The 26,749-nt window shown below is 29.6% G+C and carries 26 protein-coding genes; all 26 read right to left on the bottom strand.

Annotation, left to right across the window (positions count from 1 at the left end; all coding sequences use genetic code 11):
- Position 1: 1 nt before the first annotated feature.
- A complete protein-coding gene (locus LPB137_RS02240; RefSeq protein WP_076083824.1) occupies positions 2 to 952 on the bottom strand; it encodes an arginase in 951 nt (316 codons plus the stop codon).
- Positions 952 to 1,965 (bottom strand): ornithine cyclodeaminase, encoded by a 1,014-nt coding sequence (locus tag LPB137_RS02235; RefSeq protein WP_076083822.1) that lies wholly within the window; start codon positions 1,963 to 1,965, stop codon positions 952 to 954. Before LPB137_RS02235 ends, LPB137_RS02240 begins: the two co-directional genes overlap by 1 nt.
- Before the next feature lie 11 nt (positions 1,966 to 1,976).
- The gene (gene ctlX, locus LPB137_RS02230; RefSeq protein ID WP_076083820.1) at positions 1,977 to 2,903 is read right to left on the bottom strand and encodes a citrulline utilization hydrolase CtlX; all 927 of its coding nucleotides are present in this window, start codon (positions 2,901 to 2,903) and stop codon (positions 1,977 to 1,979) included.
- Positions 2,904 to 3,181: 278 nt separating this feature from the next.
- On the bottom strand, positions 3,182 to 3,823 hold the full coding sequence (locus LPB137_RS02225; protein WP_076083818.1) for a hypothetical protein: 642 nt from the start codon (positions 3,821 to 3,823) through the stop codon (positions 3,182 to 3,184).
- Complete coding sequence (locus LPB137_RS02220) at positions 3,823 to 4,059, bottom strand: hypothetical protein (RefSeq protein ID WP_076083816.1); 237 nt, start codon at positions 4,057 to 4,059, stop codon at positions 3,823 to 3,825. The genes LPB137_RS02225 and LPB137_RS02220 overlap by 1 nt, the downstream gene beginning before the upstream one ends.
- Positions 4,060 to 4,317: 258 nt before the next feature.
- Positions 4,318 to 6,033, bottom strand: coding sequence for an FMN-binding glutamate synthase family protein (locus LPB137_RS02215; protein WP_076083814.1), 1,716 nt, complete (start codon positions 6,031 to 6,033; stop codon positions 4,318 to 4,320).
- 152 nt (positions 6,034 to 6,185) lie between these two features.
- The gene (locus LPB137_RS02210) at positions 6,186 to 9,755 is read right to left on the bottom strand and encodes a proline dehydrogenase family protein (protein WP_076083812.1); all 3,570 of its coding nucleotides are present in this window, start codon (positions 9,753 to 9,755) and stop codon (positions 6,186 to 6,188) included.
- A 134-nt stretch (positions 9,756 to 9,889) separates the two neighbouring features.
- Positions 9,890 to 10,612, bottom strand: a complete 723-nt coding sequence (locus LPB137_RS02205) for an ABC transporter ATP-binding protein (protein ID WP_076083809.1) — start codon at positions 10,610 to 10,612, stop codon at positions 9,890 to 9,892.
- Entirely contained in the window at positions 10,612 to 11,397 is a 786-nt protein-coding gene (locus LPB137_RS02200; RefSeq protein WP_076083807.1) for an ABC transporter ATP-binding protein, read from the bottom strand. Before LPB137_RS02200 ends, LPB137_RS02205 begins: the two co-directional genes overlap by 1 nt.
- Entirely contained in the window at positions 11,397 to 12,362 is a 966-nt protein-coding gene (locus LPB137_RS02195) for a branched-chain amino acid ABC transporter permease (RefSeq protein ID WP_076083805.1), read from the bottom strand. Before LPB137_RS02195 ends, LPB137_RS02200 begins: the two co-directional genes overlap by 1 nt.
- The gene (locus LPB137_RS02190) at positions 12,362 to 13,264 is read right to left on the bottom strand and encodes a branched-chain amino acid ABC transporter permease (protein ID WP_076083803.1); all 903 of its coding nucleotides are present in this window, start codon (positions 13,262 to 13,264) and stop codon (positions 12,362 to 12,364) included. The genes LPB137_RS02195 and LPB137_RS02190 overlap by 1 nt, the downstream gene beginning before the upstream one ends.
- A gap of 17 nt (positions 13,265 to 13,281) precedes the next feature.
- Entirely contained in the window at positions 13,282 to 14,403 is a 1,122-nt protein-coding gene (locus LPB137_RS02185) for a branched-chain amino acid ABC transporter substrate-binding protein (RefSeq protein ID WP_076083801.1), read from the bottom strand.
- 37 nt (positions 14,404 to 14,440) lie between these two features.
- A complete protein-coding gene (locus tag LPB137_RS02180) occupies positions 14,441 to 15,100 on the bottom strand; it encodes a hypothetical protein (protein ID WP_076083799.1) in 660 nt (219 codons plus the stop codon).
- On the bottom strand, positions 15,093 to 15,332 hold the full coding sequence (locus LPB137_RS02175) for a hypothetical protein (RefSeq protein WP_076083797.1): 240 nt from the start codon (positions 15,330 to 15,332) through the stop codon (positions 15,093 to 15,095). Before LPB137_RS02175 ends, LPB137_RS02180 begins: the two co-directional genes overlap by 8 nt.
- Before the next feature lie 288 nt (positions 15,333 to 15,620).
- The gene (locus tag LPB137_RS02170) at positions 15,621 to 16,259 is read right to left on the bottom strand and encodes a GntR family transcriptional regulator (RefSeq protein WP_076083795.1); all 639 of its coding nucleotides are present in this window, start codon (positions 16,257 to 16,259) and stop codon (positions 15,621 to 15,623) included.
- A gap of 12 nt (positions 16,260 to 16,271) precedes the next feature.
- Complete coding sequence (locus LPB137_RS02165; protein ID WP_076083793.1) at positions 16,272 to 17,315, bottom strand: proline racemase family protein; 1,044 nt, start codon at positions 17,313 to 17,315, stop codon at positions 16,272 to 16,274.
- Position 17,316: 1 nt separating this feature from the next.
- Positions 17,317 to 18,204 (bottom strand): DMT family transporter, encoded by an 888-nt coding sequence (locus LPB137_RS02160; protein ID WP_076083791.1) that lies wholly within the window; start codon positions 18,202 to 18,204, stop codon positions 17,317 to 17,319.
- Positions 18,205 to 18,225: 21 nt separating this feature from the next.
- Positions 18,226 to 18,708 carry a ribonuclease E activity regulator RraA gene (rraA, locus tag LPB137_RS02155; protein WP_076083789.1) on the bottom strand — a complete coding sequence of 161 codons (483 nt, stop codon included), beginning with the start codon at positions 18,706 to 18,708 and terminating at the stop codon, positions 18,226 to 18,228.
- Positions 18,709 to 18,801: 93 nt separating this feature from the next.
- The gene (locus tag LPB137_RS02150; protein WP_076083786.1) at positions 18,802 to 19,527 is read right to left on the bottom strand and encodes an amino acid ABC transporter ATP-binding protein; all 726 of its coding nucleotides are present in this window, start codon (positions 19,525 to 19,527) and stop codon (positions 18,802 to 18,804) included.
- The gene (locus LPB137_RS02145) at positions 19,524 to 20,246 is read right to left on the bottom strand and encodes an amino acid ABC transporter permease (RefSeq protein WP_083657065.1); all 723 of its coding nucleotides are present in this window, start codon (positions 20,244 to 20,246) and stop codon (positions 19,524 to 19,526) included. The genes LPB137_RS02150 and LPB137_RS02145 overlap by 4 nt, the downstream gene beginning before the upstream one ends.
- Positions 20,246 to 20,920 carry an amino acid ABC transporter permease gene (locus LPB137_RS02140; RefSeq protein WP_076083783.1) on the bottom strand — a complete coding sequence of 225 codons (675 nt, stop codon included), beginning with the start codon at positions 20,918 to 20,920 and terminating at the stop codon, positions 20,246 to 20,248. Before LPB137_RS02140 ends, LPB137_RS02145 begins: the two co-directional genes overlap by 1 nt.
- 53 nt (positions 20,921 to 20,973) lie before the next feature.
- Positions 20,974 to 21,795, bottom strand: coding sequence for a transporter substrate-binding domain-containing protein (locus tag LPB137_RS02135; protein ID WP_076089162.1), 822 nt, complete (start codon positions 21,793 to 21,795; stop codon positions 20,974 to 20,976).
- An 84-nt stretch (positions 21,796 to 21,879) separates the two neighbouring features.
- The gene (locus LPB137_RS02130) at positions 21,880 to 23,136 is read right to left on the bottom strand and encodes an NAD(P)/FAD-dependent oxidoreductase (RefSeq protein WP_076083780.1); all 1,257 of its coding nucleotides are present in this window, start codon (positions 23,134 to 23,136) and stop codon (positions 21,880 to 21,882) included.
- A 1-nt stretch (position 23,137) separates the two neighbouring features.
- Positions 23,138 to 24,142: a 4-hydroxyproline epimerase gene (locus LPB137_RS02125; protein ID WP_076083777.1), complete on the bottom strand. Its 1,005-nt coding sequence runs from the start codon at positions 24,140 to 24,142 to the stop codon at positions 23,138 to 23,140.
- Between the two features lie 9 nt (positions 24,143 to 24,151).
- The gene (gene lhpI / locus LPB137_RS02120) at positions 24,152 to 25,087 is read right to left on the bottom strand and encodes a bifunctional Delta(1)-pyrroline-2-carboxylate/Delta(1)-piperideine-2-carboxylate reductase (protein WP_076083774.1); all 936 of its coding nucleotides are present in this window, start codon (positions 25,085 to 25,087) and stop codon (positions 24,152 to 24,154) included.
- Complete coding sequence (locus LPB137_RS02115) at positions 25,084 to 26,667, bottom strand: aldehyde dehydrogenase (NADP(+)) (protein ID WP_076083771.1); 1,584 nt, start codon at positions 26,665 to 26,667, stop codon at positions 25,084 to 25,086. Before LPB137_RS02115 ends, lhpI begins: the two co-directional genes overlap by 4 nt.
- Positions 26,668 to 26,749 lie beyond the last annotated feature (82 nt).

The following is a 26,749-nucleotide window of genomic DNA, read 5'->3' as shown; positions in this document are numbered from 1 at the left end:
TTTAGTAGTTATTTAATAAAGAATGAGTCACTTTTTCTAAAATTTTGAAAATTCTTGTAGAATCGTCTTTTGAATTATTATAAAGTGGATTAATTTCTGCCATTTCCCAACAGCATACTTTTTCATTTTTTATAAGTTCTATATTTAACTGCATTGCTTGTTCATATGAAAGACCATTTTCAGCAGGAGTCCCAGTCCCAGGAATATATAAAGGGTCGACACTATCAACATCAAATGAAACATAAATATGATCACAATATTCAAGCTTTTTAAAAATTTCTTCTACTGTTGGTCCTATTCCTTTATGTGTAATTTCTTCAACAGAGTATAAAGGAATTTTATGTTTTTTGATTAAAGACATTTCTTCTTCTTGGTAGTCTCTTACTGCACAAAAAACTATATTCTCAGGTTTTATAGAGGCTTCATTTGAAGCCATAAATTTTAATTTATTCCAATATTCAGTTTCGGGTAAAGTCAATTCATTTATTTGACATTCAAGATTATCAAGTGCACAAGCCATTGCTAAAGGCATACCATGCATATTTCCTGAACTACTTGTATAAGGAGAATGAATATCTGCATGCGCATCAATATAAATTACACCAATTTCTGCATCAGGATGTGCCATTTTTAAACCATGCATTGTTCCTGCACAACTTGAGTGATCTCCTGCTATAACAATTGGAAACTTTCTTTCATCTCTAGCTTCTTTTACTTTAGAAGCCAAATTTAAAATAGTAGTATGTATACGATCAGCATGTTTTGCATGTTTAAAAATAGAATCAGGATAATGCTGGTTATTCTCACCAATCGTATCAACATCTAATTTTTCATAATATTGAGAATTTTCTTCTATTGAAGATGTTCTTAATGCTTCAATACCATATGAAGCGCCTTTTCTATGTCCTGCAATATCAGAGTATACTTCTATAACCTTTATTCTTTTTAACATTATTTTTTCTCCACTAAAGAAAATAAATCTTTAACATCATCTAATTCAGGAAGAAGATTCATTTCTTTACCAATGTTTAATTCATTCGCTAATTTATAAATTAACCTTAATACAGAATAATCTTCGATTGCAAACCCTACTGAATCAAATACTATTGTTCCATGAGTTTCTACATTTATTTTCTTCTCACCTCGAATAACTTCATACAATTCCGTACAAGTAAAATCTTTATCTAATTGTTGTATTTCACCTTCAATTTTACATTGTTCTAAAAATTCACATACTACTGTTGATGACTCAACTAATTCTTTTTCAATTTCTGTTTTACCTGGACAATCTCCACCTATTCCATTAATATATACATCTCCTAAAATCATATCTCTTGTTAAAACAGTTTGATACCTTTTATCAGCAGTACATGTTGTAATAATATCTGCACCCATTGCCGCTTCTCTTGAATCTTTACATCTTGTTATTTTTATATCAAATTGTTTCATATTTTTTTCAAATTTATCCATTGCTTTTGGATCTGTATCAAAGTATCTTATTTCTTCAAGATCAAATATTTGTGAAAATGCAAGATATTGAAATTCACTTTGTGCACCTGTTCCAATAAGTGTTAATATTTTTGAATCTTTTTTTGCTAAATATTTTGCTGCCATTGCTGAGTTTGCTGCTGTTCTAAATGCTGTTAACAATGTCATTTCCGTAAACATCAAAGGTTCACCTGTTGAAACTTCTGATAATTGTCCCGTTGCCATTACTGTCATTTTATTTTGTGCTGGATTTTTAGGATGTCCATTTACATATTTAAATGTATATAATTTATCATTTGAAATTGGCATTAATTCAATCACTCCACCATCAACATGATTTGCTACTCTTGGTGTTTTATCAAAACTCTCCCAATTTGAATAATCTTCTTCTAATGTTCTTATTAACATTGAATAAAAATCTTTATATCCTAGCTTTTCTACAATTCTTTTAATATCTTCTATTTCTAATACTTTCATATTTTTTCCTTTTATTTTCTTTTACTAAGATGGATTCCAGCCATCATACATCTAACTGAACCACCAGCTAACTCAATTGTTGGGATACTTATAGGTATAGTTTCAACCATTTTCGATAATATTTCTATCTCTGAACTATGTAATGATTCATAGGCAACTTTTGATATTACTAAGTATTTCTTTCCATTTAAGCCAGTTAATTCTAAGGTATTACCTGCAAAATTATTAATCTGAGCAAAGCTCAAATCAATAACAACCCTTCCTGATTCTTCAAGTCTACTTTTTACTTCTGCTCTTCTTTTATCATCATTTATCATATTTAAACAAATTAATGCATACTTAGTACCTATGCTCATCATTACATTAGTATGATAAACTGTTTTACCATTTTCATCTTCCGTATCAAATGCCATTGGTTCATAATGAAAAATAGAGCAAAATCTTTCTAAAATAATTTCACTTGATCTATTTGATTTAGCTGTATATGCAATTCTATTTATATGATCAAGAACCATTGCCCCAGTTCCTTCAAGAAATAAATTATCCCATTCTAAACCAGAAAAATCAATTACATCTTGAACTCTATATTCAGACTTCAACATCTCAATAATATCTTGCCTCCTTTCTCTTCTTCTACTTAAAGAAAACATTGGATAAATTGCTATATGACCACCAGGGTGCGTTGAAAACCAATTATTAGGAAATACAGAATCAGGAGTATCTTTTTCCCCAAAATCATCAAATATATGAACTTTAATTGTTTTTGATTCTAATACTCTAACTACTTCATTAAATTCTTCTTTTGCATTAAAAGCTGTATTTGACTTAGTTAATGAGCTGATTTTTTGAAAAGCATTATCATCAGAAGTTTCAGGATTAGAACAAAACTTCCACGGCCTTACCATGACTATAGTATTGGGGGATTGTATTAATGACATTATTTTTTATCCTTATTTTTAATTTTAAATAATAAGAATTATCATTGTCTTGCATAAATTTATGCGAGAAAGAGTTATAAAAGTTATTTATAGAAACTTTATATTTTTTTTTCATCTATAATCCTTAAAATTAATTTGTTTTTTAATAAATTTAAGGTAGCGTAACAGTACAGCTTTGACTGTTAAGAAGGGAAAGGATGCACCGCCAAGTAACTCCTTTTCCTTTGCCACTAAATTTAACCAATAAATACTTAATATTTTGAAAATATTATTTTCAATTATTTATTTTCAATTACATAACATCCAACACTCCATTCACCTATATTTTCAATTGTATTTATATCTCCTCCAATAAATCTTGTACTTATTTCTTTATACTTCTCAGAAACTTCATCAAATGCTGAAATTAATTCATTAATTCTTTCCTTGGCTTTAATTCTAGCTTTATTAGAAATATCTAGATAAAAAGCAAAAACTGCATAATCTAAACTTGAATCTGAAATAACTTTGCACATTACATCTATATCATTTAAATATTCTTCTTTTACATTTCGTACACCATTTCTAACTGAAATAATAACTTTGGCTATAGAATCTCTATTTGTTTCATGGTCAAACCTTTCATCAAGAGTAATGCAAAAAGTTCTATCCATAATTTCATTTTTTCTCATAAAAGATTTATACTCATCTGTATTCTTTAGCGCGTACTTTAGAGTATCTGCAATTGTTGCGTCGATAAATATTTCAGGTAAAACACTTAATTTTGATATTTCTTGTGAAATGTGAATTGACAAAAAATTTGCTGGAGCATAAGAAAGATATAATTCTTCCCCTGTCCATAGAGAAAAGTTTTCTCTAGCATTTAAAATACCTTTTTGTACTTTTTCTAAAACTTCTTTTTTTTCAGGAAAAGGATTCATTATCTAACCTTTGTGTAGTTTTCATCAACTTCTTGAACAATACCACTTTCAAGAAAAATATCTTCAATTAATTTATTTTTAGAAATATTTAATGACTTACTTAAAGTATATAAAGCATCATCAATATTCTCATCTATTTTAATACTTAATTGAACAACTTTTTTCTTTTTTTTAGTTCCAGAATTTTTATCTATAACTCGTTGAATAACAAGTCTATCATTATTTCTTAATGCCATTTTTTTCCTAATATTTTTTAGTAATACCAAAAGTATTACTAAACTTTGATTGATTATTCTTGCACAGTTAAAATTAAAATAAACTTAAGAAATAGGTTTAATTATATATATAGAGATGTAATTTGGTAAAGTTTTGAAAATAAACTAAGAATGCTATTTTGATGCTATTTAAGCTAGTTTTTTATAAAAAAATTCATTTCGCCTAAATGTCCAGCAAAGTTTCCAGCTACTGCAAATCCTAAGTAATCTTTTAAATCATTAACTTTCATCTGATTTCCCTTTCTTCTTTAAAACTCTTCTTTCAAATAAAGCATCCATATCATCATGAATAATTGAATCTTTATCTAAGAATATCAACTTCTCTTTACTTAAATCTTTTACATTTTTAAGACCCATTACCGCTAATAGACTTTTCATACTTTTTAAAATATTATTATGATAGTTTTTCACATTTTGCGAATGTTTTTTAACAAAATAATGCTTTCTTTTTTTAATATCTTGAGTTGCAAGTCCTACTGGACATTGGTGTTTTGTAGCTCCTGAGCAAAATCTAGCTCGTATACATCCAGCACTCATCATAAACCCACGTGCTATTTGTACAAAGTCTGCACCTAGACAAAGAATAATTACAATATCATCAGGAGTAAGAATCTTACCACTTGCAGATATTTTCACTTTATCTCTTACTCCATAATCTTTAAGAACTTTATCTACTAAATATAAAGCATCCCTAATATCCATACCAATTCTTTCCATCATGTCCAAAGGTGCTGTTGCACTTCCACCACTTCCTCCATCAATCGAAATATAATCAGGATAAGGAAGATTTAAATCTATTCTTCTTTTTATCTCTTGGGCAAGGGGAACAATATTATCATGATCTGAAATTACAATTTTAATTCCAACTGGTTTTTTTGAAGCAACTTGCAATGTCCCAATAAAATTGAACAATTCCTCTATTGTATTTGCATATGGAAATCTATTCGGGGAGAAGGCATCTTTATTAGCTTCTATATTTCTATAATATGCAATAGAAGGAGTAACTTTTTTAGCTACTAATTTTCCACCTGTTTGTTTAGCTCCTTGAGCAATTTTTATCTCCGTCATTTTACAAAAACTCATTTGCTTTTTATAACGTTCAATATCAAATTCTCCCTCTTTTGTTCTTACTCCATAAAAGCCTGAACTTATTTGTAATATAATATCAGCCATATCTTCAGGAACAACACTTGGAAAACTCTCAAGAGGAGCTTCCCAATTTGGTCTATAAAAACACTCTTTATCTTTATTAAACATATAAGTGTCAGCTTCTAAATCATTTTTAAAAACTCTTTTCCTGTATAAGTCTACTGCAACTGGTTCATTAAAAAATATTTTTGCTAACTTAAATATTTTATATTCTAAAATACTACCTCTTACTTCTTTCATGTATCTTTCATCATAATCATAATGCGTTACAAAAAAGTTAGAAGTAAGCCCACCTTCCCCTGAGTTAATAGGGAAACCTCCCATTTTTGCACCATATACAAAGGCTCGTGTACCTTCTGGAGAAATAGATCCGTCGCTCATTGGTGCACGTGCAATTACAGATTTTGCAAAGAAAGGTTGTTCTCTATTTTCTCCAAGTGTTACATTAAATTCATTATCAACTTCATCATCATTTAAAACAATATTGGTATGTCTTAACATAAACTTTGGTTTTTCTAAAGGTTGTGCAGGGGAAAAAGATGAGAAGCTTATTTTATCTCTTGATGCATTATAAACCCAGTCCAATTTGTCCATAGATTCATAAAACTTCTCATCTCCAAAGTATTGTCTAAAAGGTTCTCTAAATTCCTGAAATACAAATCTTAATCTTCCAATTATTGGATAATTAACTAAAATTTGATGTGTTCTTTGTACATATTTATCGTGTATATACCATGCTATTATTATAATTACTAGACTTAAGAATAGTGTTATTCCTGTTCCCATTTAATATCCTAATTAATTTTATTGATTTATTTTTTGATTTTGGTTTTGGTTTTATTATTCAAAGCTTGCAGTCTAATCATAAATTTAGGAAGCATACACCTAGACTGCAAGATTTAAATAATTAGAGAGAGAAAGACTCTCTCTTTATGATATTAAGCTAAATCCCTAGCACCAATATTTCCATATCTATGGAAAGAGTGTGAGATTGATTGTTCAATGAAGTAATTAAGAAGCTCTAGTCTTCCTTCCATCATTGGTTTTTGTCTTACTATAAAAGTTAATGTTTGGGCAGATTTCTTAAACACTACATCTGATACTTTTGAAATATCCGAATAAATTACTCTATCAAATTTATCCATTGACTTAATCATTTCATCATCTGTTTGAGAAACTAAACCGTCACGTGCACCAAATAATTCTTTTGAATTCTCTAGGAATGATTGAATTAATTTATTATCTTCAATAGAAACTTTAAATCTAACTCCTGATACTTTTGCAGCTAAGATTCTTGAGATTGATTCAAATAATGTATCCTCACTTGATACTCTAATAAGTACATTATCTAAAGGTAAATATCTAAAGTGGTTATCTTCACCTCTTACCTTTGCATAATCTTTCTCTTGTGAGAACTCTGTTTCAAAGTTAGAATAATATGATTGTAGTGCAATACTTAATTTCTTGAAATCTTCTTGATTATTATGAGTACTAACACAGTTATCAATAAATTTAGTTAATTCAGTATTATATACTTTTAAACTTTTTGGATTTTGAGTTTCTTTTATATCAACAAATTGAGTAACATAGTTATAGAAACCAGCTTTTCTCCCTGCTCCAATTGCAGATTTACCCATTCCACCAAATGGTTGTCGTAAAACTATTGCACCTGTAGTTCCTCTATTTATATAAAGGTTACCAGCTTCAAGATTTTCTTTCCAATATTCTATTTCTCTTTCATCTAAAGATTCAATTCCGGAAGTTAATCCATATCCAGTTGCATTTACTATTTTAACTGCATGTTCTAAATCACTTGCTTTAATAACTGCTAATACAGGTCCAAATAATTCATTCATGTGAATAAAGTTACCTTCCTCAACTCCCCATTTAATTGATGGTTTTAACATATAAGGGTTACCATCAACATATTCTGGTTTTAAAGCCCAAGTTTCATTACCTTCAAGCTCATTAAGTGCCCGTTCTAGGTTACCACTTACTTTATTAGCTAATGTTCCGATTCTATTTTTCATGTCCCAAATAGAACCTACATTCATTGAGCTTGCCGTATCAATTAATGCCTTTTTAAACCCTGCGTCGTTATAAACTTCATCTTCTAATACAAGTAAAGAAGTTGCTGAACATTTTTGACCAGAGTTTCCAAATGCACTTTGACATACATTTTTAACAGCTTGTTCTCTATCTGCCATATTTGTAACAATTGTGGCATCTTTTCCACCAGTTTCAGCCGATAAGAATAAATCATTTCTAGTTTCTAACATTGTTGCAGCTGTATCTTCACCACCTGTTAAGATTAAGAAGTCAATATCTTTATTTGGAATTAAATGCTCTCCTGCAAGTGCTCCTGGACAAGGAAGAAATTGTAAAACATTTTTTGAAATCCCAGCATCCCAGAAACATTTACACATTTCATAAGAACATAAAGCAGCAACAGAAGCAGGTTTAATAATAACAGTATTACCAGCTGCTAATGCTGATGCTACTCCACCAACGGGAATTGCAATAGGGAAATTCCAAGGAGGAACAACTACACCAACACCTTTTGCACTAACTTCAAGATTTTCATAATCATCAAAGTGTCTAATTGCATGAGTATAGAATTCAACAAAATCAATTGCTTCAGATACTTCTACATCAGTTTCAGTAAATACTTTACCAACTTCAGCTGAAGCTACTCCAATTAAATTATCTCTTCTTTCACGCATTTTAATTGCAACTGCTTTTAATATTTCATGTCTTTGTGCATGAGTTAAATCTCTCCAACCATCAACATCAGCCTTTGCAACTGCAACAGCTTTATTAATATCTTCTTTATTTGCTAAGGCAAATCTACCTGCTAATACACCATCTTCAACTTGACATTTATCAATAGCATCAAAAATTTTACGATCACCTACTAAATCTTCTCCACCTACAACAACAGGGGCAATTGTATGAACAGTATCTTTAGTGTTTTTCCATTTTTTAACAATATTAGCAGCCCATTCATGATTTTTTTCTAAAATAAAATCAGTATCAGCTTCTGCATGGTAAGAGTTTGTATCAAAAGAAGAGTTTGAATAATTGTCCCATTTTTCGTCTAATCTATTTTGAACTCTTTTAGAACCTACAAAAGATGTTTTTTCAACTTCAAAAGATTCTCTAAAAAGATTTTCTTGCATTTTCCAGTCTTTTGAAGCAACTTTTAATCCAAATGAATATCTAATAAAGTTATTTGGACCAGTATTTTCATCAAGTCTTCGCACTAAATATGCAATTGCATTTGTAAATTGTTCTTTTGATGCAGTAGGTGCATATAAAATCACTTCTTTAGAAATTTCTTTAATTGCTAATCTTGCAGATTCACTCATACCTTCTAACATTTCTAATGTATGATATTCACTTGTTCCATTCTCATCTGCCATTACAGTAGCAAATGCTAATTCAAATAAATTGTGAGATGCTGTTCCTATATGCATAAATGGAGCATTGTCTTTATCCAGTGCATATCTAACCATTCTTTTATAATTTGAATCAGTGTCAGCTTTATCTACATAAGTAACCATTTCCCAATGTTTTTGAGAGGCTTCTGTTTCTTCCATCTCCATATTAGCACCCTTAACAAGTCTAAACTTAATAGGAGATCCACCATTTTGTACTCTATTTCTTGCCCAATCACATAAATCTTTTTGCCAAAGAAAGGAATCAGGTAAATAAGCTTGTAATACAATACCAGCATAAAGGCTTTGAAATTGTGGCTTTTCTAAAGTTCTTTTAAATACTTCAACAGTAATAGCTAAATCTCGGTACTCTTCCATATCAAGATTAATGAACTTATCTCTCTTTTCACCAGAGTTTGTTACATATTGATTCTTTTGTGCGGCTTCATAAATTAAAGTAAGCTTAGCAACTAATACATCAACAACATTTTCAAAATTTAAAGGATTAATTTGTGAAAAAATAGTAGATATTTTAATAGAAATATAATCAACATTTGGATTCTCTAATGCCTTTATATATTTTTCCATTCGCTCACCCGCTTCTTGCTCTCCTAAGACTACTTCCCCAATAAGGTTGATATTTACTCTAGTTCCTTCAGATTTTCTTTTCTTAAGATGTGCATTAAAGATCTCTTCTTCACCCTTAATTACTACAGTTTTAGTATCTTCTCTAATTTGATTTACAAATAATGGAACAGAAATATTAGGTAAATATTTACCTATATTTTGGAATAGGTATAAAAGCGTTTTATCTTTTGTTGTAAAAAAATGTGCCATTCCATGTTTTTCTAATAAAAAACAAATCTGATCTGCTATTCTTGCATTTGATTCAGCTCTAAAACACTGATCCATAAGCTCAATTAAAAGTGCTTTATCTTTTGGTTGTTCAAGCATCTTATTCATCTTTACATAAAATTCTCTATCAAAATCACTCACAAGTTCAGTTGCTCTATTTTGCCATTTACAAGCAAGAGTTACAGCAGAATTTACAAGTTCTTGTTCTTTTTTCATTTTTAATCCTTAAAATTAATTTGTTTTTAAATAAATTTCAAGTAGCTTACAGACAGGCTTTTTTGTCTAGAAACTAAGGGGATATGCCGCCAAGTAAATCCCCTTATGCTACTTTTCTTCAATGGTTTTGTTATCTAATGTTTTTTTCCTAAATATGCTTCTTGAATTGTCTTAGAATTTAACAATTCTTCTGCTGTACCTTCATGAGTAATTTTACCTACTTCAAGTACATACGCTCTATCTGCTAATTTTAAAGCAGCCTTTGCATTTTGTTCTACTAATAAAACAGTTACACCGCTTTGCGCGATTTCTTTAACTGCTTTGAAAATACCTTTAATTAAAATTGGTGCTAATCCAAGTGATGGTTCATCAAGGATTAATAGTTTTGGTTTAGACATAATTGCCCTACCAATTGCTAACATTTGTTGCTCTCCACCTGAAAGCGTTCCTGCAAGTTGCTTTCGTCGCTCTTTAAGTCTTGGAAGAATGTCATAAATCCATTCTAATGTCTCTTTATCATGATCTTTTAATGTATATGCACCCATCATAAGATTTTCTTCTACTGTTAAGATTCCAAAAACTCTTCTTCCTTCTGGAGAATGAGACATTCCTAAAGATACGATATCATGTGCTTCACATTTTGTTATATCATTTTTATCAAAAACAATAGATCCAGATTTTGCTTTTAAAAGTCCAGATATAGTTTGTAAAGTTGTCGTTTTACCAGCACCATTAGCACCAAGAATTGTTACAACTTCACCACGTTTAACTTGAATATTAATACCTTTAATAGCAGTAATTGCTCCATAAGATACGTGAAGGTCTTTTATATCTAATAATACTTCATTATTAACCATTATGATTCCTCCTCTTCATCTTCATCATCAGTTCCAATATATGCTTCAATAACTCTTGGATCATCTTGAACAAATGAAGGTTCACCTTGAGAAATCTCTTTTCCAAAGTTAATAACAGTGATGTAATCTGTTAATTTCATTACCATTTCCATATCATGTTCAATCATCATAATCCCAAGACCCATTTCTTTAATCTTTAAGATAATATTTGTTAACTCAATTGTTTCATTTTCATTAAGTCCAGCTGCTGGTTCATCTAAAATTAAAATTTCAGGATCAGCTGCAAGTGCTCTTGCCATTTCAATTTTTCTTTGATTTCCATAAGACAAATCTCCAGCGGGAGTATCTGCAAAAGTACTTAAACCAAAAAACTCCATTAGTTCTTCAACTTTTTTCCAAGATTTTAATTCATCTTTTTTATATGCTGGAGTATGAACAATTGAGTGGTACCATTTTTGAGTTGATTTTGTATGTGTTCCTGCAATAATATTTTCAGCAACACTCATCTCTTTAAATAGTCTAATATTTTGGAATGTTCTTAAAACTCCTCTTTGAGCAATTTTATGAGGTTCCATCCCTGTAATATTTTCACCTTTATATTTAATACTTCCTTTTTCAGGAGTATAAATACCTGTAACACAGTTAAAAAGTGTCGTTTTACCAGCACCATTGGGACCAATAATTCCATAAATTTGACCAGGTTTTACTTTAATAGTTAAATCATCAATTGCAACCAAACCGTGGAAAAACTTTGAAACATTTTCAATCTCTAATACATATTCCATTATTTTGCCCCTTCTTCTTTAGTTACTTTTTTCTTTAAGAACTTTGGAATATTTCCAAACTTAGCTGGCCATACACCATTAGGTCTTAAAATCATTGTTAATACCATTGCTGCACCAAAAATTAAATATCTTGATTCTTTAAACTCTGTAAATAACTCAGGCAATACAAACATTACAAATGTTCCTATAATAATTCCAGGAAGTGAAGCTGATCCACCTACAAGTACAATAGCAAAGAACATAACTGATTGCATAAAGTTAAATGACTCAGGACTTACAGCTGAATACTGAATAGCAAACACACTTCCAGCAGCTCCAGCAATCGCAGCTCCTAAAGCAAAAGCAAATAGTTTATAATATGAAACATTTATTCCCATAGATTTAGCAGCTATTTCATCTTTATGAATATAGTATAAAGCTCTTCCATAAGCTGAAGTATCTAGGTTTCTTATAATTAGTAATGTAAGAACTAATAAACCAAATGCTAAATAATAAATTGCTGTATCTGAAAATAATTCATAACCGAAGATTCTAACTACATCAATACCAAAAATACCATTTGGACCACCTGTTAAACCAAATACATCATTTGATAAAACTTGTTCAAATATGATATTAAATCCAATAGTTGCAACTAATAAATAATCACCTCTTAAATGAATAATTGGACCAGCTAGTAAAATTGAAAATATAGCTGGAATTATGATTGCAAAAGGAATAGTTGCAATAATTTCTAAACCAAAATGTACATTTAAAATAGCAGTTGTATATGCTCCCATTCCAAAGAAGATTGCATGACCCATATTAAAAATACCAGCACGACCTAAAATAATATCTTGAGAAAAAGCAACTACTGCAAATACTAAAAATGTAATACCAATACTTAACCAAGCAGAATCAACTATAAATGGAAAAACTGCCATAACTACTATAAATAAAGTAGCAATTCCTGTAGTTTTATTCATTATACTTTCTCCGCTGTTTTTTCACCAAGAAGTCCAGTTGGTTTTACAATTAAAATTACAATTAGTAAAATAAAGGTAAATGTTTCTGCCCATTCTGTTGAAATATAACCTGAAATCATTGCATTAAATAATCCAAGTAAAAGCCCACCTAGCATTGCTCCTGGAATTGAACCAATACCACCTATAATTGCTGCAATAAAAGCATTTAAACCATAAAGCCATCCCATATCAAATGTTAGACCTCGGTAATACATACCAATAAACAGACCACCAATTGCACCTAACATAGAACCTACAATAAATATAATCATAATAATTCTATTAACATTAATTCCCATTAATTTTGCAGCATCTTGATCAATTGCAGTTGCTCTAATTGCTGTACCCATTTTTGTTTTATTAATAAAAATATATAATGAAACCATTAAAACAGCAGATAGTGCTAAAATCACTAATTGTGTAAATGAAATAATTACTCCACCAAAGTTCCAAGATGTTGAGGGGAATACATCAGCAGGGAAAATCTCCATATTTGGTCCCCAAATTAACATAATTCCATTTTGAATAACAAGTGAAGCTCCAAGTGCTGAAACAACAGCACTTAATCTTGGTGCCGTTCTTAAAGGTCTGTATGCAAGACGCTCAAGAAGAACACCCACAAAAGCCACCACAATTGCTGTTAATGAAAATACTATTACAATATTCACTAAAGACAATGCATTTGAACCATAAAATTGAGTAAAAATAGTAAGTCCTACATAAGCAGAAAAGGCAACAAGGTCACCGTGTGCGAAGTTGATTAACTTCATCACACCGTAAACCATTGTATAACCTAAGGCTACTAATGCATACAAACTTCCTACTGTTAAACCATTGATTAACTGTTGAAGAAAAGTATCCATATTTGTCTATCCCTTACTTATTTTACTACTTCTTTAGTACCATCATTTTTCATATTATATACAACAAATTTAGCACCTACTCTTTCACCATCTTCTCTAATGTTAAATGGTCCTGTAATTCCTGGGAAATCTTTCATTGTAGATCTAATATAATCAGAGATTTTTTTAGTATCAAAAGAGTTAGTTTTTTCAACACCTTCAATAACAGCTCTTAATCCATCAGCATTTGTAACAGGCCAAATTGATGGAGGGTCCATTTTAAATCTAGCTTTATATGCCGCTAAATATTTTTTAGCTTCAGGATATGGTAAAATTTCTGGAGTTGGAAAGTTAATTAAAACTGTACCTTCAGCTGATTTTCCTGCTAATTTAACAAAATCAGGGTTATCATTTGAATCTCCACCAACAAAGTCAGCATCAATTTCTAATTGCTCTTGTTGTGCACGGATAAGTCCACCATCAGTATAGTAACCTGAGTAATAAATAACATCTGGTTTCATTGCTTTAATTTTTGTTAAAACTGCTGTAAAGTTTTGAGTTCCTGATTTAACTTTTCCTCTAAAGATTACATTCCCGCCAAGTGCTTTTGTAGATGCTTCAGTTGAATCACCTAGTCCAGCAGAATAAGAAGAGTAATCAGATAAAACAACAATTCTTTGATATTTTTTTACATTTACAAAGTAATCAGCTGTAAAATCACTTTGTGATGAGTTTGGAAATGAATTTCTAAAGAAAGTCCAGTATTTTTTAGAAATTAAAGAATCACTTGTACCATCAGAAGTTTGTAAAACTTTGTTTCTATAGTATGTAGTTTGAGCAGCTTCTGTTGCTCCTGAAGTATAAGAACCAATTACAGCAAATACACCCTCATTTACTAATTTCTTAGCACAAACAGCAGCTTTTTGAGCTTTAGCTTCATCATCACAAGTAACAACTTCAATTTGTTTACCTAAAAGTCCACCAGCTGCATTTTTTTCATCTACAATTAACTTAACAAAGTTTTCAATACTTTGACCTTCATTTGCATACTTACCAGTAATTGGCGCTTGAACACCTATCTTTACAGTATCTGCAGCAACTAGTGAACTAGCAACTACCGCACTTAGTGCTAAAGCACCTGTTAATTTTTTAAAATTCATATTTTCTCCTTAGTTTGAATTAAATTTCTTATATTATTTAAACCGTTGGTTCAATAATATAACACCCAACACACCATTCGCCAACATTATCAATCTTGTTAATATCGCCTCCTTTAAAACTTGATTTTAAATTTTTATGTGAAGCTACAATCTTATTAAATGCTTCAATAATTTCTTCTAATCTTTTTTCGCTTTTTTTTCTTGCAGTATTTGAAATATCTAAGTAAAAAGCAAAAACTCCATAGTCTAATGTAGATTCATCCCTTTGTTCTCTTTGAAGTAATTTACACATTAACTCTATATCATCTTTATATTCAGCTTGTGCGTTTCTTACACCATTTCTTATACTCATAATAACTTTTGAAATAGAATCATTATCACTTTTATGTTCAAATCTTTCATCTAGTGTTAAACAAATTACATCTTGAGCAATATTATTCTCTGCCATAAACCACTTAAATGCATCTCTTTTAGGAAGAGAACATCTTAATATATCAGCAATTGTTGCATCAATAAAAATTTCTGGAGCAGGACTTAGTTTTGCTATTTCTTGAGATACATGTATAGTCAAGAATTTTGGAGGTGCATATGATAAATAAATATCATCAGCAGTCCAAAAACTATAATTTGACTTAGCAGTTTTAATACCTGTTAAAACTGCTTCTACTACTTCATCTTGTGATGGGAAACTATTCATTGTTATCTCCAACAAAATTTTCATCTACTTCATCTAAAATACCACTTTCAAATAAAATATCTTCTATTAGTTTATTTTTAGAAATATTTAAAGATGTAGATAAAACTAAAAGTGCGTTATCCAGTCTTTTATCAATCTTTACAGTAAGTTGAGAAACTTCTCTTTTATTACTTTTTAAATGATTATTTATAACTTTTTGAATAACTGTTCTTTTATATTTTTGCTTTGCCATTTTTATAACTTTTTATGTGTATTTTTTAGTACTACTTAAAGTAGTACCTTTTTTTCTTTAATCATTATTTCACAGTGAAACTTAATTAAAACTTAATATATTAGCTTAAATTGTCTAAAAATTACGCAATTTTACAAATAAATTGCAAATGCTATTTTAATGCTATGTTAAGAGTAGAATAGTTATAAATTAAAGTGAAAATAAATGAAATATTGAGGGAATGATATAGTAGTTGAATTCTTATTAATAAATATAAAAAGAATTCTATAAGTTTAAGTTAAATAGTTCTTAGATATTCATATATTTTTTAACTACTTCAACTAGATTGTTTATTATCTTATCAGAAAGTTCAATTGCTTTTTCTTCATTAGATGCAACAATGGCATCTATTAAATCCATATGAACCTTTGCAGAAGCTTCTAAATCATCACTTCCTTTAAAATAATACCAAAACCTTCTACTTCTGATATGTAAAGGAGCCGTAGCATTTGCTGCATATTCGTTTCTTGCCGTTTCAAATATTGTTTGATCTAATTGTTTATCATTTCGTAAATACTCAATTACATCTTTTTTTTCAACAGCTTCAATCATATGTTTTTTAAAATCAAGTATTTTATTTTTTTCTAATGTAGTAGCATACTTAGTAGCTTTTGAAATAAGAAGATTATCTAATACTCTTCTTGTTTCTAAAATAGATAATTGATTAGCCATATTAATATCAGATATTTCAATTCCACGTCTAGGAATAATATTAAGTAGAGATTCATTTGATAATTTTAATAAGGCTTCTCGAAGAGGTGTTCTACTAATATCAGATAGAGCCATTAATTCTTTTTCAGAATAGGTTTTACCAGGTTCTAATTTTAAAGTTACAATTAACTCTTCTAATATTTTATATGCTTTTACTGATAAATTATTCTCTTGCATCTTATTTCCTTGTTATCTTAAAAAAAATCCATGTTTCAACTCATCATTTTCATCAATTAAAAATGTATGTTCACCTGTAATATTTGCATTCCCGCTAACTTTAGGGATAATAGCATCAAAATCCGAGTACTTTAATGTTGAGTCTACTTCGACATCAAAGCTTGTACCTAAAATACTCTCAATTTTAATACTCTCATTTATTAAAAGTTCATTTCTTTTAAAATGAATTGCAGCTCTACCAGATACACCTGAGCCAGTTGGACTTCTATCAACTTCTCCATCTGCAAAGACGCATACATTTTTACTATGAAATTTATCTGATTTTGTAATAAAAATTGTTCCATAAAGAAAACTTAAATCCTCTTCAAAAGGATGTTTGATATTATCTTTATTTTCACTTATTGCATGTTTGATTTTCTTTCCGTAATGAATAATTTTATCATAATTATCCTTATTCAAACTAAGACCAATTGAATCAGCATTTATATAAGCATAAAATGCTCCACCATATGCTAAATCATACCTTACAGTACCAATACTTTCCACATATATTTCTTCATTTAAAGCAATAACAAAAGATGGAACACATTTAAAACTAACACTTGTAACATCTCCATTTTCATCTATACTAGCAAAAGAATCTAACTGCCCACAAGGAGCATCTATTTTTATATTAGTAATTGGTTTTCTAACCTCAACCCAACCTAACTCAACTGCTAATTTTGTAATAGCAATTGTTGCATGTCCACACATTGTGCTATAACCTTCATTATGCATAAATATTACACCAAAATCTGAATCTTTATTTTCAGGTTCAACAAGTAATACTCCATACATATCAGCATGCCCACGAGGTTCAAACATCAAAGTGGTTCTTAAATGATCTAAATTATTTTTAACATAACTTCTTTTTTCTAAGATTGTTTTACCTTCTATTCTCGGGTAACCATCAAGAATAACACGTAAAGGCTCACCACCTGTATGCATATCAATTGTCTTTATCTTTAGAAAATCTTTTTGGATTTTCGAATCTTTAATTTTTTGTAAAATTTCCATTTTAATCCTTTAAATTATTTTGAGAATTTCTAGATATAAAAACAAGAAAAATTCCAAAAATAATCACACTTGAAACAATTATAAAACGAAATGTAATTTCTTCACCTAAAGTAAAAGTACTTAAAATAACTGCAACTATTGGAACTAATAATAAAAAAGGAGAAATAAAACTTATATCTTGTGTCTTAACTAAGTAAGCCCAAATGCCATGTCCTATAATACTACTTGCAATAACTGTGTAAAAAAATGCCCATATAGTTAAACTATCTTTAATTTCTAAAACAGAAGAAAAAGTATTATTATTAAAAAGCATAATTATATACATCATAGGTACTCCTAATAAAGATGTCCAAGCTATAACACTAATACTTTTCACATTTTTTATTTTCTTTACAATATTAAAATAAATACCTAAACACAATGCAGATGCAATTGCCATAATAAAAGCATCTCTACTATCTAATAAACTTGGATCATATAATAAGAAAACTATTCCAAAAAAAGATATTGTTAAACCAGTAATTCTTAAAGGACTTGGTTTATCTTTAAAAATTATCCATGCAAATATTATAGAAAAAGGTATTGCCAATTGAATTAATACAGACACTCCTCCTACACTAGAAGTATTTAATATTGATAAAAAAAGAAGTCCAAAGTGTCCAGGCACAATCGCAATTGCTGCTAGAAATAAAAAAGAAAGATCTCTAAAAGATGGTAGGTTTTTCAAAAAAGGTGATAATAACAAAGAAACAAAAGCAAGTCTTAACGTTAAAGCTGTAAAAACATCCATCTCTTTTACTAAATAAGCAATTGATATAAAGTTACCTGCCCATAGTAGTATTACAAAAAGGATTAATGCTAAGATAGTTGTTTTATTATTAGAAATCAAATTAATCCTTTTTGTAATATTTTAAATTAGTTTATTTTTAGTAAGAATAATACCGTCTTCATCTGCATAAATATAATCACCTTTACTAAAACTTACACCTTCAAATTTCAAATCAATACCTCTAAAAGATTTTGTTTTTTCAAAATTTCTTAAAGGACAAGCGCCAATTGCGTATAATCCTACATCAATATTTTTAGTCTCAAAGGTATCTCTAACATAACCATTGATAATAATTGCAGTCCAGTTATTTTTTAATGCAAATGCCATTAGTTTATCCCCTACTACACCAAAGAAATCCTGATTGTTATCCACAACCATAATTCTACCTTTACCATCTTCATCTCTTAGAATTTCTAATAAATGAAAATTACTTTTACTTATTTTTAATGTTTCTATTTGACCAGAGAATTTCTTCAATTTTCCATAGTTATTAAATTTTGCAGATAATACTTGAATTTTTTTATTCTGATTATCATCACAAATATCTGAAACTTGCATATTCATTTTTTACCTTAAATTTATAACAAAAAGAGTTTTATCACTAAGTATATTTCCTTTTGTTAATTAGTTATATTTAATCATTTTATATCTAAAGGTTTAATGTAAAACCTTTGATAAAAACTGTTGTGTTCTCTCTTTTTGTGGGTTTTCGATTACTTGTTCGGGTGTTCCGATTTCTTCAATAACACCTTTATGAAAGAAAGCAATTCTATCTGATACTTCTCTTGCAAATGCAATTTCATGAGTAACACAAATCATTGTCATTCCTTCTTTTCTAAGTAGTCTTAAGGTATCAAGTACCTCTCCTACTAATTCGGGATCAAGTGCTGATGTGATTTCATCAAAAAGCATATACTCAGGTTCCATAGCTAATGCTCTTGCAATTGCAAGTCTTTGCTGTTGTCCACCAGACATTCTTGTAGGAAACTCATCAAACTTATCACCAAGTCCAACATGTATTAATTGCTCTTTTGCAATTTTTTCTGCATCTTCTTTTGTTTTTCCTAAAACTTTTTGTGGTGCTAGGGCAACGTTTTCAAGAACGGTTAAATGAGGAAAAGAATTCCATTGTTGAAAAACCATTCCAATTTTTTGTCTTAATTTATTAATATTTGTTTTCTTATCATGTACAGATACTCCATCAACTTCTATTTGACCTTTTTGGATATTTTCAATTGCATTAATGCAATAAAGCATAGTAGATTTACCAGAACCAGAACCACCAATTACTGATAAAACCTCACCTTTTTGTACTGTTAAATCTATACCTTTTAATACTTCTAAATCTCCAAACGATTTATGTACTTTTTTTAACTCAATCATATTTTTAACTTCCTTTCTAAATGTGCTGCATATAATGAAATTGGATACGAAATAATAAAATAAAAGAACCCAACACCTAATAGTAATAATAAAGCTTCTTGTGTTTTCGAAATCAATTCTTCTGTAGTTTTTAATAACTCCAAATAACCAATAACAGAAACAAGTGCCGAATCTTTAATAACTGATAAAACAATACTTATCCAAGCTGGAAACACAGTTCTAACACCTAAAGGAAAAACTATATATCTATAATCTTGCCAATAAGATAAACCTAAAGATCTTGATGCTCTTCTTGTAGTTTGAGGTACAGAATCAATTCCTGCACGAACTACTTCTGTTACGAAAGCAGAAGTGTATGCAGATAAAACAATTGCACCTACCCAAAATACCGAAATATCAATCTCTAAAATTCCCATAAATGAATAAAATAAGATAAATTGAATAATTAAAGGAACTGATCTTAAAATATCAAGAAAACCACTTAAAAATATATTTGATATTGGACCTGAATTACTTTTAAAGTATCCAAATATAATTCCAAAAAATGTTCCGATTAAAATTGAAACAATTGAAATATAAATTGTTCTCATTAAACCTTCAAGTAAAAACTCTAAATCATAATAAGTTAATGACGAGGCTTGAATTGTCGAAACTGTTTGATAAATAACATATATTATAAGAAGTGTATATATAGAATATTTAATTTGTTTATTACTCATTATGCATCTCCTCTAAATAATTTATATGAAAGTAATTTTGATGCTAGTAAAATTCCTTTGGCCATAACAAAGTACATTACCGCAGCTACAAGATAAAACTCAAAAGTTCTGAAAGATAAAGATTGTAACTGATCAGTTTTACCTGTTAACTCTAACATTCCAACTAGTGTTCCAAGAGATGTCATTAAGATTGCCCAAATTATTTGATTTGTCATAGGATGATAAACTTTTCTTAAAACTTGAGGTAATATAATATACCAATAAGTTTGTAATTTACTCATTCCTAGAGATCTTGAAGCTGACATTTGAGTATTTGGAATTGATGCAAAACCACCTCTTAATGTTTCAGCTAAATATCCAGCATTATTAAATGTTAATGCTAATAATACAGCAACATAAGGACTTAAATGAATACCAAATGCTCCTAAGCCAAAGTAAGCCATATAAATTTGAAATAACGCAGGCGTATTTCTTGCAATTTCAATCCATATAATTGATGTAGTTCTTGCGAACTCATTTTCTGATTCTTTTCCTAGTGATAAAAAGATAGCAATGATAAGACCAAGAACAATAGATAAAATAGCAACTTCTAAAGTCACTACAGCAGCGCTAAGCATTTCAGGTAGTACATTCCATACCGTAATCCAGTGGAAAGTGTAATCAAATTCAAACATATATAATCCTTATATTGATGTATTTATTCAAGGCTTAAGCCTTGAATAACCTATTAATAATAAATTCCATCTACTGTTAATTTTCTAACTGGAGAATTTCCATAGAATTGTTTATTTAATTCTGCATATCTACCAGATCTTACTTGTTGGTGAATAAATAAATTTAAATAATTAATCATTCCAAATTCAGTTCTTTTAACAATAATTGATACAAAATCATCAAATCCTGGAATAAAAGGACCAGCAACATAATCTTTATATTTAGGAAGTTTTAATAACTCTGCAATAGTAGTATCTGTTGTAATAATTGCATCTGCTTTACCTTGAGATAGTGCTAAATGAGTATCATTTTCTGATTTAGATGAGAAATAATTATCTTCATCCCAACCTAAAGCTTTTACATTTTTCATAAATTCTGTTTCAGGAGTAGTACTAAGTGCTGCTGTAACTTTTTTACCTTTTAAATCTTTAAACTCTTTAATTCCAGAATCTTTTTTAACTAATGCTTGAAGTTTGAAAACAAAATATGGCATTGTAAAACCAGCTGATTTCGCTCTTTCTAAAGTATCAGAAGTTGAACCAATAACAACATCAACTTTTCCAGAATTTAAAGCAGGTATTCTTTGAGCAAAAGACATAGATTTAAGCTCTAACTTAACACCTAAAGACTTTGCTAAATCTTTACAATATTCAACATCAAAACCTGCTGGTTTATTTTTTGCATCTCGATATCCCATTGGAGGAAAATCTAAAACAACACCACATTTGATTTTACCTTTTGAGATAACCTTATCTAATTTGTCTGCACTTACACTTGTAGCTCCTAAAGCTAAAACTGATGCTGCTATTATTGTTAATTTATTTATAAATTTCATTTTAATTCCTTTTTTTATTTTATTTTTTTTTGTAATCAAACTAATTTTATTTATGTAAAAACTTATTTTTCCCTCCTTTAAAATTTAATTAAACCTATTAATATTCATTTTAGAAATATTAATTTTAGTTTTTTCTTCATTTATCAAATCTCTGATAATACAACCCGTTGCTGGACCTAAAGACACACCCATCATTGCATGCCCTGTTGCAATAATTACATTAGAAAATTTTTCGCTTCTTCCTATATATGGAATACCATCTGGAGAACAAGGTCTAAGTCCTGCCCACTGATCTTTCATATCATTTTGTTTTAAATCTAAACCATTTATATATTTGTTTGCAGACTTTCTAATATTATTGATTCTTCTATCATTAATTTTTAAATCATTAACACCTAACATCATAGTTCCACCAAAACGTACATAATCATCATAAGGAGTTATTGCAACTTTTTCTTCCGCTAAAATCATAGGTGTAGAAAAGTTTAAGGCTTCATTTTTATAACTAATAAAAGAGAAACCTTTTCCACCTTCCATAGGTAGATTTAAATCAATTTTTTTAGCAAGTTTTGATGTAAATATTCCTGATGTAAACACATACTGATCAAAACTATGAGCAACAGATGATTGATCAATTATTGAAGTAATATTATTTTTATTTGTTTTAATATCATCTATTAAGCAGTTTTCAAAAAACTTTACACCATTTTTTTCTAAATATTTTTTCATCGCCATAATAAAATCATACGGCTGTATCTTAGAATCATCTTTAAAATAAGTAGCACCAAGTACATCAAAAGAAGCATTTGGTTCTAGTATTTTTAACTCATCTTTATTTAAAACTTTTGCATCTAAACCTAAACTAATAGCTTCATTTACAATAAGTTCTTCTTCTTTTAAAGTTTTTTCTTCTTTACAAAGCATTAATAAACCACTTTGCTTCAAATCAAAATCTATATTATTGTCTTCTAGTAAATCTTTGTATAAAGATAAACTATATAAATTTATATCTCTTAAAAAATGTTTATTATTTTCAACATGTTTTTTTGTACAAAAAGTATTGAATTTAAATAACCACGTAATTAACTCTAAGTCCAAACTTGGTTTTAAAAAAAATGGTGAATTTGGATTTAACATCCATTTAAAACCTTTTTTTAAAATTCCAGGATTTGATAAAGTTTCAAAATGACTAGGAACAATTAATCCTGCATTTCCAGAAGAACACTGTGTTCCTATTTCATTAGCATCAAAAACTGTAACCTTATGTCCACTCTTATGTAAGTAATAAGCAGAACAAATTCCACTTATTCCTCCACCTATTATTGCAATTTCATTTTTCACCTTAAATCACCACGAACCCATGGGCATATGGATCATCATCATCAATAGTTATGGTATTTAAACCAGTGATTTTTGCCCAACCTTCAATTGAAGGTATTATTGCTTTATATGAGCCTAAAGTAACTTCTTCTTCTATTCTTCCAATAAATTTTGAACCAATAAAACTTTCATGAATAAAATCTTCATTCTTGTTTAATTTACCTTTTGAATACCACTGTGCCATTCTAGCACTTGTACCAGTTCCACAAGGAGATCTATCTATTGCTTTTTCACCATAAAAAACTGCATTTCTTGCACTTGAACTTTCATCAATAGTTTTACCTGTCCATTCAATATGAGATAAACCATTTATCGTTTCATTTAAAGGATGAACAAATGAATATTTTTCATTTAATCTTTCCCTTAATTCTGCACTCATTGCAATTAATTCAGCAGCTTTAAAATCTTCAATTCCAGTGAAGTTTTCTTGAGGATCCACAATTGCATAAAAGTTTCCACCATAAGCTACATCAACAGTAAGTTTTCCTAATGTTGATGATTCTATTTCAAGTTTCTCTGAGTGTAAAAAAGAGGCAATATTTACAATTTTTACAGATTTAACTCTATTTTTATCATCTCTTGTATAAGTAGCGACCACTAAACCAGCGGGAGTTTCAATTCTTAAAGTACCTTCAACTTTAGGAGTTACTATCTCTTTTTCAATTAAAACAGTAACTGTTCCTATCGTTCCATGTCCACACATAGGTAAGCATCCACTTGTTTCTATAAATAAAATAGATACATCAAATTCATCACTTGATGGTTCAAAAATTATTGTTCCACTCATCATGTCATGACCACGAGGTTCAAACATTAAACCTTTTCTAATCCAATCAAACTCTCTTAAGAAATGTTGTCTTTTTTCGCTCATATTTGCACCTTTTAACAGAGGTGCTCCCCCACAAATAACTCTTACAGGATTACCACAAGTGTGTGCATCAACACAAAAAAATGTTTTACAAGACATAATTACTCCTTAACTCAATTTTTCTTTTACTAATTTAGCAGCTGCCAAATCTTCTAGTCCATGACCAACAGATTTAAATAAAGTAATCGAAGAATCAGATGTTCTTCCTTCTTTTATCTCTCTTGTTAATTCAAATAAATCAGCTTTAATATCATCTTCACTAATTACATTTGTATCCAGTGGTATTTTAATATCTCCCGTTTCTTTTTTAGCCATATTAGTATCAATATAAATATCAACAGTTTTAATTAGCTCATCATCAGCTTCTCTCATATTAGGCTTATATGCACCAACTAAATCTACATGTTGTCCTGCTTTTAAAAATTTACCAAAAACTAAAGGTTCCACACTAAGTGTTGCACAAGAAATGATATCTACATTGGAAATTTCATCTTCAATATTATCAACTGCTTTAATATTAAAATCATCTTTTAATTCATCTACAATCTTTAAGGCTTTAGATTTATCTCTACCCCAAATATAAACATCTTTTATATCTCTTACACTTGCGTGTGCTTTAATTAACTCAGAACTTAATGCTCCAGTTCCAATTATTAATATAGAACTTGAATCTTTTCTTGAAAGATACGAACTAGCTAATGCAGATGATGCTGCTGTTCTTTTAACTGTTAAAGTTTTACCTTCTAGTAAAGCTTCAATTGTTCCTTTTTGTGCATCCATTAATAAGTATAAACCTTGAATAGCAGGTAAATTATATTTAGTATTATTAGGACTAACTGTTACAATTTTTACACCAATAGATTCACTCTCTTCCCATGCAGGCATTAGAAGTAGTGTTGAATCCATACCCTCTTTTGGGTTTTTAAAATCATGATGATGTCTTGGTGGCACTTTAATATCAGAAATAAAAGCATTTCTTAATGCTTCTATTAATGATGGATAATCAAGTGCTTTTGCAATTTCTTCTTTATCTATAAATCTCATAATGAACTCTTTGTGTACTTATCATTTACAATTCTTAAAATTCCTAATGGATTTCCATCTTGAAGTTCTAAAGGAAGCAAAAAACTTGGACAATCTTGAAAACAAACAGGTCGTACAAATCTTTTAATAGCTCCAGTTCCTACTGATGTAAATCTAGCATCAGTTGCAGCTGGGAATGGACCACCATGTTGCATTGAAGCACAAACCTCAACACCCGTTGGAACGCCATTAAATAAAATTCTTCCACACTTATTTTCTAAATTTAAAATCTGATTTTCATATGAAGACATTTCGCTTTCTTCACCCATTACCGTTGCTGTTAATTGCCCTTCTAAAGATGCAATTACCTGATCTAATTCATTAATATCATTACATTCTACTAATAAAGAATAAGGACCAAAAACTTCTTCTTGAAGCTTAGGATTTGAAATAAATGTTGAAGCTTCAACACTTGCAACTACAGGTTTACCTTCTGAAGCTAAATTATCTTCAAAGGCTTCTGCAATTACTGTCATACCATCTTGAGAAATAGCTTCATCTTTATTTTTTTCATAAGCTTCTTGAATACCTTTTGATAACATTGTTGCAGGTTTTACTTTTGAAATTTCATCTTTTAAATCTTTTTTAAATGCTTCTAATTTTTCATCTTTTAAGGCAATAATTAATCCAGGATTTGTACAAAACTGTCCAGCACCTAATGTAATAGAAAAAGCGTATGTAGCTGCAAGTTTTTTAGTATCATTTAAAGATGATGGTAGAAATAAACAAGGATTAACACTCCCCATCTCTGCAAATACTGGAATTGGCTGTTTTCTTGAGTTCGCTAATTTGAATAATTCCATTCCAGCATATGTTGAACCTGTAAAACCAACTGCTTGTACTGCTTCATTTAAAACAATTTGTTGCCCCACCGTTCTTCCTGATCCATGAACCATTGAGAATGTACCATTTGGCATATTACATTTTTCAACTGCTTTTATAATTGCACCTGCAATTAATTCAGATGTGCCACTATGAGAAGAGTGTGCCTTTACAATAACTGGACAACCTGCTGCTAAAGCTGAAGCGGTATCTCCTCCTGCACAAGCAAAAGCTAAAGGAAAGTTACTTGCTTCAAATACAGATACAACACCAAGAGGTCTTAACATCTTTCTTAAATCATTTCTTGGAAGTGGTGTTCGTTCTGGCAGTGCTTCATCAATTGATGCTTCAACCCATGAACCATCTTTTAGTAAGTTAGCAAACATTTTAATTTGCCCTATAGTTCGTCCTCTCTCTCCTTCGATTCTAGGTCTTGGAAGATTTGACTCAGTCATTGTTCTTAGGATTAATTCATCACCTAAATTCATAATTTCTGATGCAATTGTTTCTAAGAATTCTGCTCGATGTAATTGAGAAGTTTGTTTATACTCAATAAAAGCTTTATTAGCTTTAACTAAAGCTTCATCAACCTCTACAGTCGTTGCATGAAAGAATTCACCATCTAGTGCTTCATTACTATTAATATCATATAACTTACTCGTCTTATCACCCTTAGCTGATAATTCATTTCCAATAAAGTTTTTACCGTGTATACTCAATTTATATCCTTTTTTATAATGAGGCTAGTTGTAACTGCTGGATAAACTCCAATAAATTTACATTTCATACTAACCATTTTAG

It is taken from the genome of Poseidonibacter parvus (assembly GCF_001956695.1).
Taxonomy (GTDB): Bacteria; Campylobacterota; Campylobacteria; order Campylobacterales; family Arcobacteraceae; genus Poseidonibacter; species Poseidonibacter parvus.
This window is presented reverse-complemented; position numbering and strand designations above follow the sequence as displayed.

What these genes read in the sequence shown, in the direction of transcription:
- LPB137_RS02240 (WP_076083824.1), bottom strand. Translation starts at nt 952, where the DNA reads ATGTTAAAAAGAATAAAGGTTATAGAAGTATACTCTGATATTGCAGGA.
- LPB137_RS02235 (WP_076083822.1), bottom strand. Translation starts at nt 1,965, where the DNA reads ATGAAAGTATTAGAAATAGAAGATATTAAAAGAATTGTAGAAAAGCTA.
- ctlX (WP_076083820.1), bottom strand. Translation starts at nt 2,903, where the DNA reads ATGTCATTAATACAATCCCCCAATACTATAGTCATGGTAAGGCCGTGG.
- LPB137_RS02225 (WP_076083818.1), bottom strand. Translation starts at nt 3,823, where the DNA reads ATGAATCCTTTTCCTGAAAAAAAAGAAGTTTTAGAAAAAGTACAAAAA.
- LPB137_RS02220 (WP_076083816.1), bottom strand. Translation starts at nt 4,059, where the DNA reads ATGGCATTAAGAAATAATGATAGACTTGTTATTCAACGAGTTATAGAT.
- LPB137_RS02215 (WP_076083814.1), bottom strand. Translation starts at nt 6,033, where the DNA reads ATGGGAACAGGAATAACACTATTCTTAAGTCTAGTAATTATAATAATA.
- LPB137_RS02210 (WP_076083812.1), bottom strand. Translation starts at nt 9,755, where the DNA reads ATGAAAAAAGAACAAGAACTTGTAAATTCTGCTGTAACTCTTGCTTGT.
- LPB137_RS02205 (WP_076083809.1), bottom strand. Translation starts at nt 10,612, where the DNA reads ATGGTTAATAATGAAGTATTATTAGATATAAAAGACCTTCACGTATCT.
- LPB137_RS02200 (WP_076083807.1), bottom strand. Translation starts at nt 11,397, where the DNA reads ATGGAATATGTATTAGAGATTGAAAATGTTTCAAAGTTTTTCCACGGT.
- LPB137_RS02195 (WP_076083805.1), bottom strand. Translation starts at nt 12,362, where the DNA reads ATGAATAAAACTACAGGAATTGCTACTTTATTTATAGTAGTTATGGCA.
- LPB137_RS02190 (WP_076083803.1), bottom strand. Translation starts at nt 13,264, where the DNA reads ATGGATACTTTTCTTCAACAGTTAATCAATGGTTTAACAGTAGGAAGT.
- LPB137_RS02185 (WP_076083801.1), bottom strand. Translation starts at nt 14,403, where the DNA reads ATGAATTTTAAAAAATTAACAGGTGCTTTAGCACTAAGTGCGGTAGTT.
- LPB137_RS02180 (WP_076083799.1), bottom strand. Translation starts at nt 15,100, where the DNA reads ATGAATAGTTTCCCATCACAAGATGAAGTAGTAGAAGCAGTTTTAACA.
- LPB137_RS02175 (WP_076083797.1), bottom strand. Translation starts at nt 15,332, where the DNA reads ATGGCAAAGCAAAAATATAAAAGAACAGTTATTCAAAAAGTTATAAAT.
- LPB137_RS02170 (WP_076083795.1), bottom strand. Translation starts at nt 16,259, where the DNA reads ATGCAAGAGAATAATTTATCAGTAAAAGCATATAAAATATTAGAAGAG.
- LPB137_RS02165 (WP_076083793.1), bottom strand. Translation starts at nt 17,315, where the DNA reads ATGGAAATTTTACAAAAAATTAAAGATTCGAAAATCCAAAAAGATTTT.
- rraA (WP_076083789.1), bottom strand. Translation starts at nt 18,708, where the DNA reads ATGAATATGCAAGTTTCAGATATTTGTGATGATAATCAGAATAAAAAA.
- LPB137_RS02150 (WP_076083786.1), bottom strand. Translation starts at nt 19,527, where the DNA reads ATGATTGAGTTAAAAAAAGTACATAAATCGTTTGGAGATTTAGAAGTA.
- LPB137_RS02145 (WP_083657065.1), bottom strand. Translation starts at nt 20,246, where the DNA reads ATGAGTAATAAACAAATTAAATATTCTATATATACACTTCTTATAATA.
- LPB137_RS02140 (WP_076083783.1), bottom strand. Translation starts at nt 20,920, where the DNA reads ATGTTTGAATTTGATTACACTTTCCACTGGATTACGGTATGGAATGTA.
- LPB137_RS02135 (WP_076089162.1), bottom strand. Translation starts at nt 21,795, where the DNA reads ATGAAATTTATAAATAAATTAACAATAATAGCAGCATCAGTTTTAGCT.
- LPB137_RS02125 (WP_076083777.1), bottom strand. Translation starts at nt 24,142, where the DNA reads ATGTCTTGTAAAACATTTTTTTGTGTTGATGCACACACTTGTGGTAAT.
- lhpI (WP_076083774.1), bottom strand. Translation starts at nt 25,087, where the DNA reads ATGAGATTTATAGATAAAGAAGAAATTGCAAAAGCACTTGATTATCCA.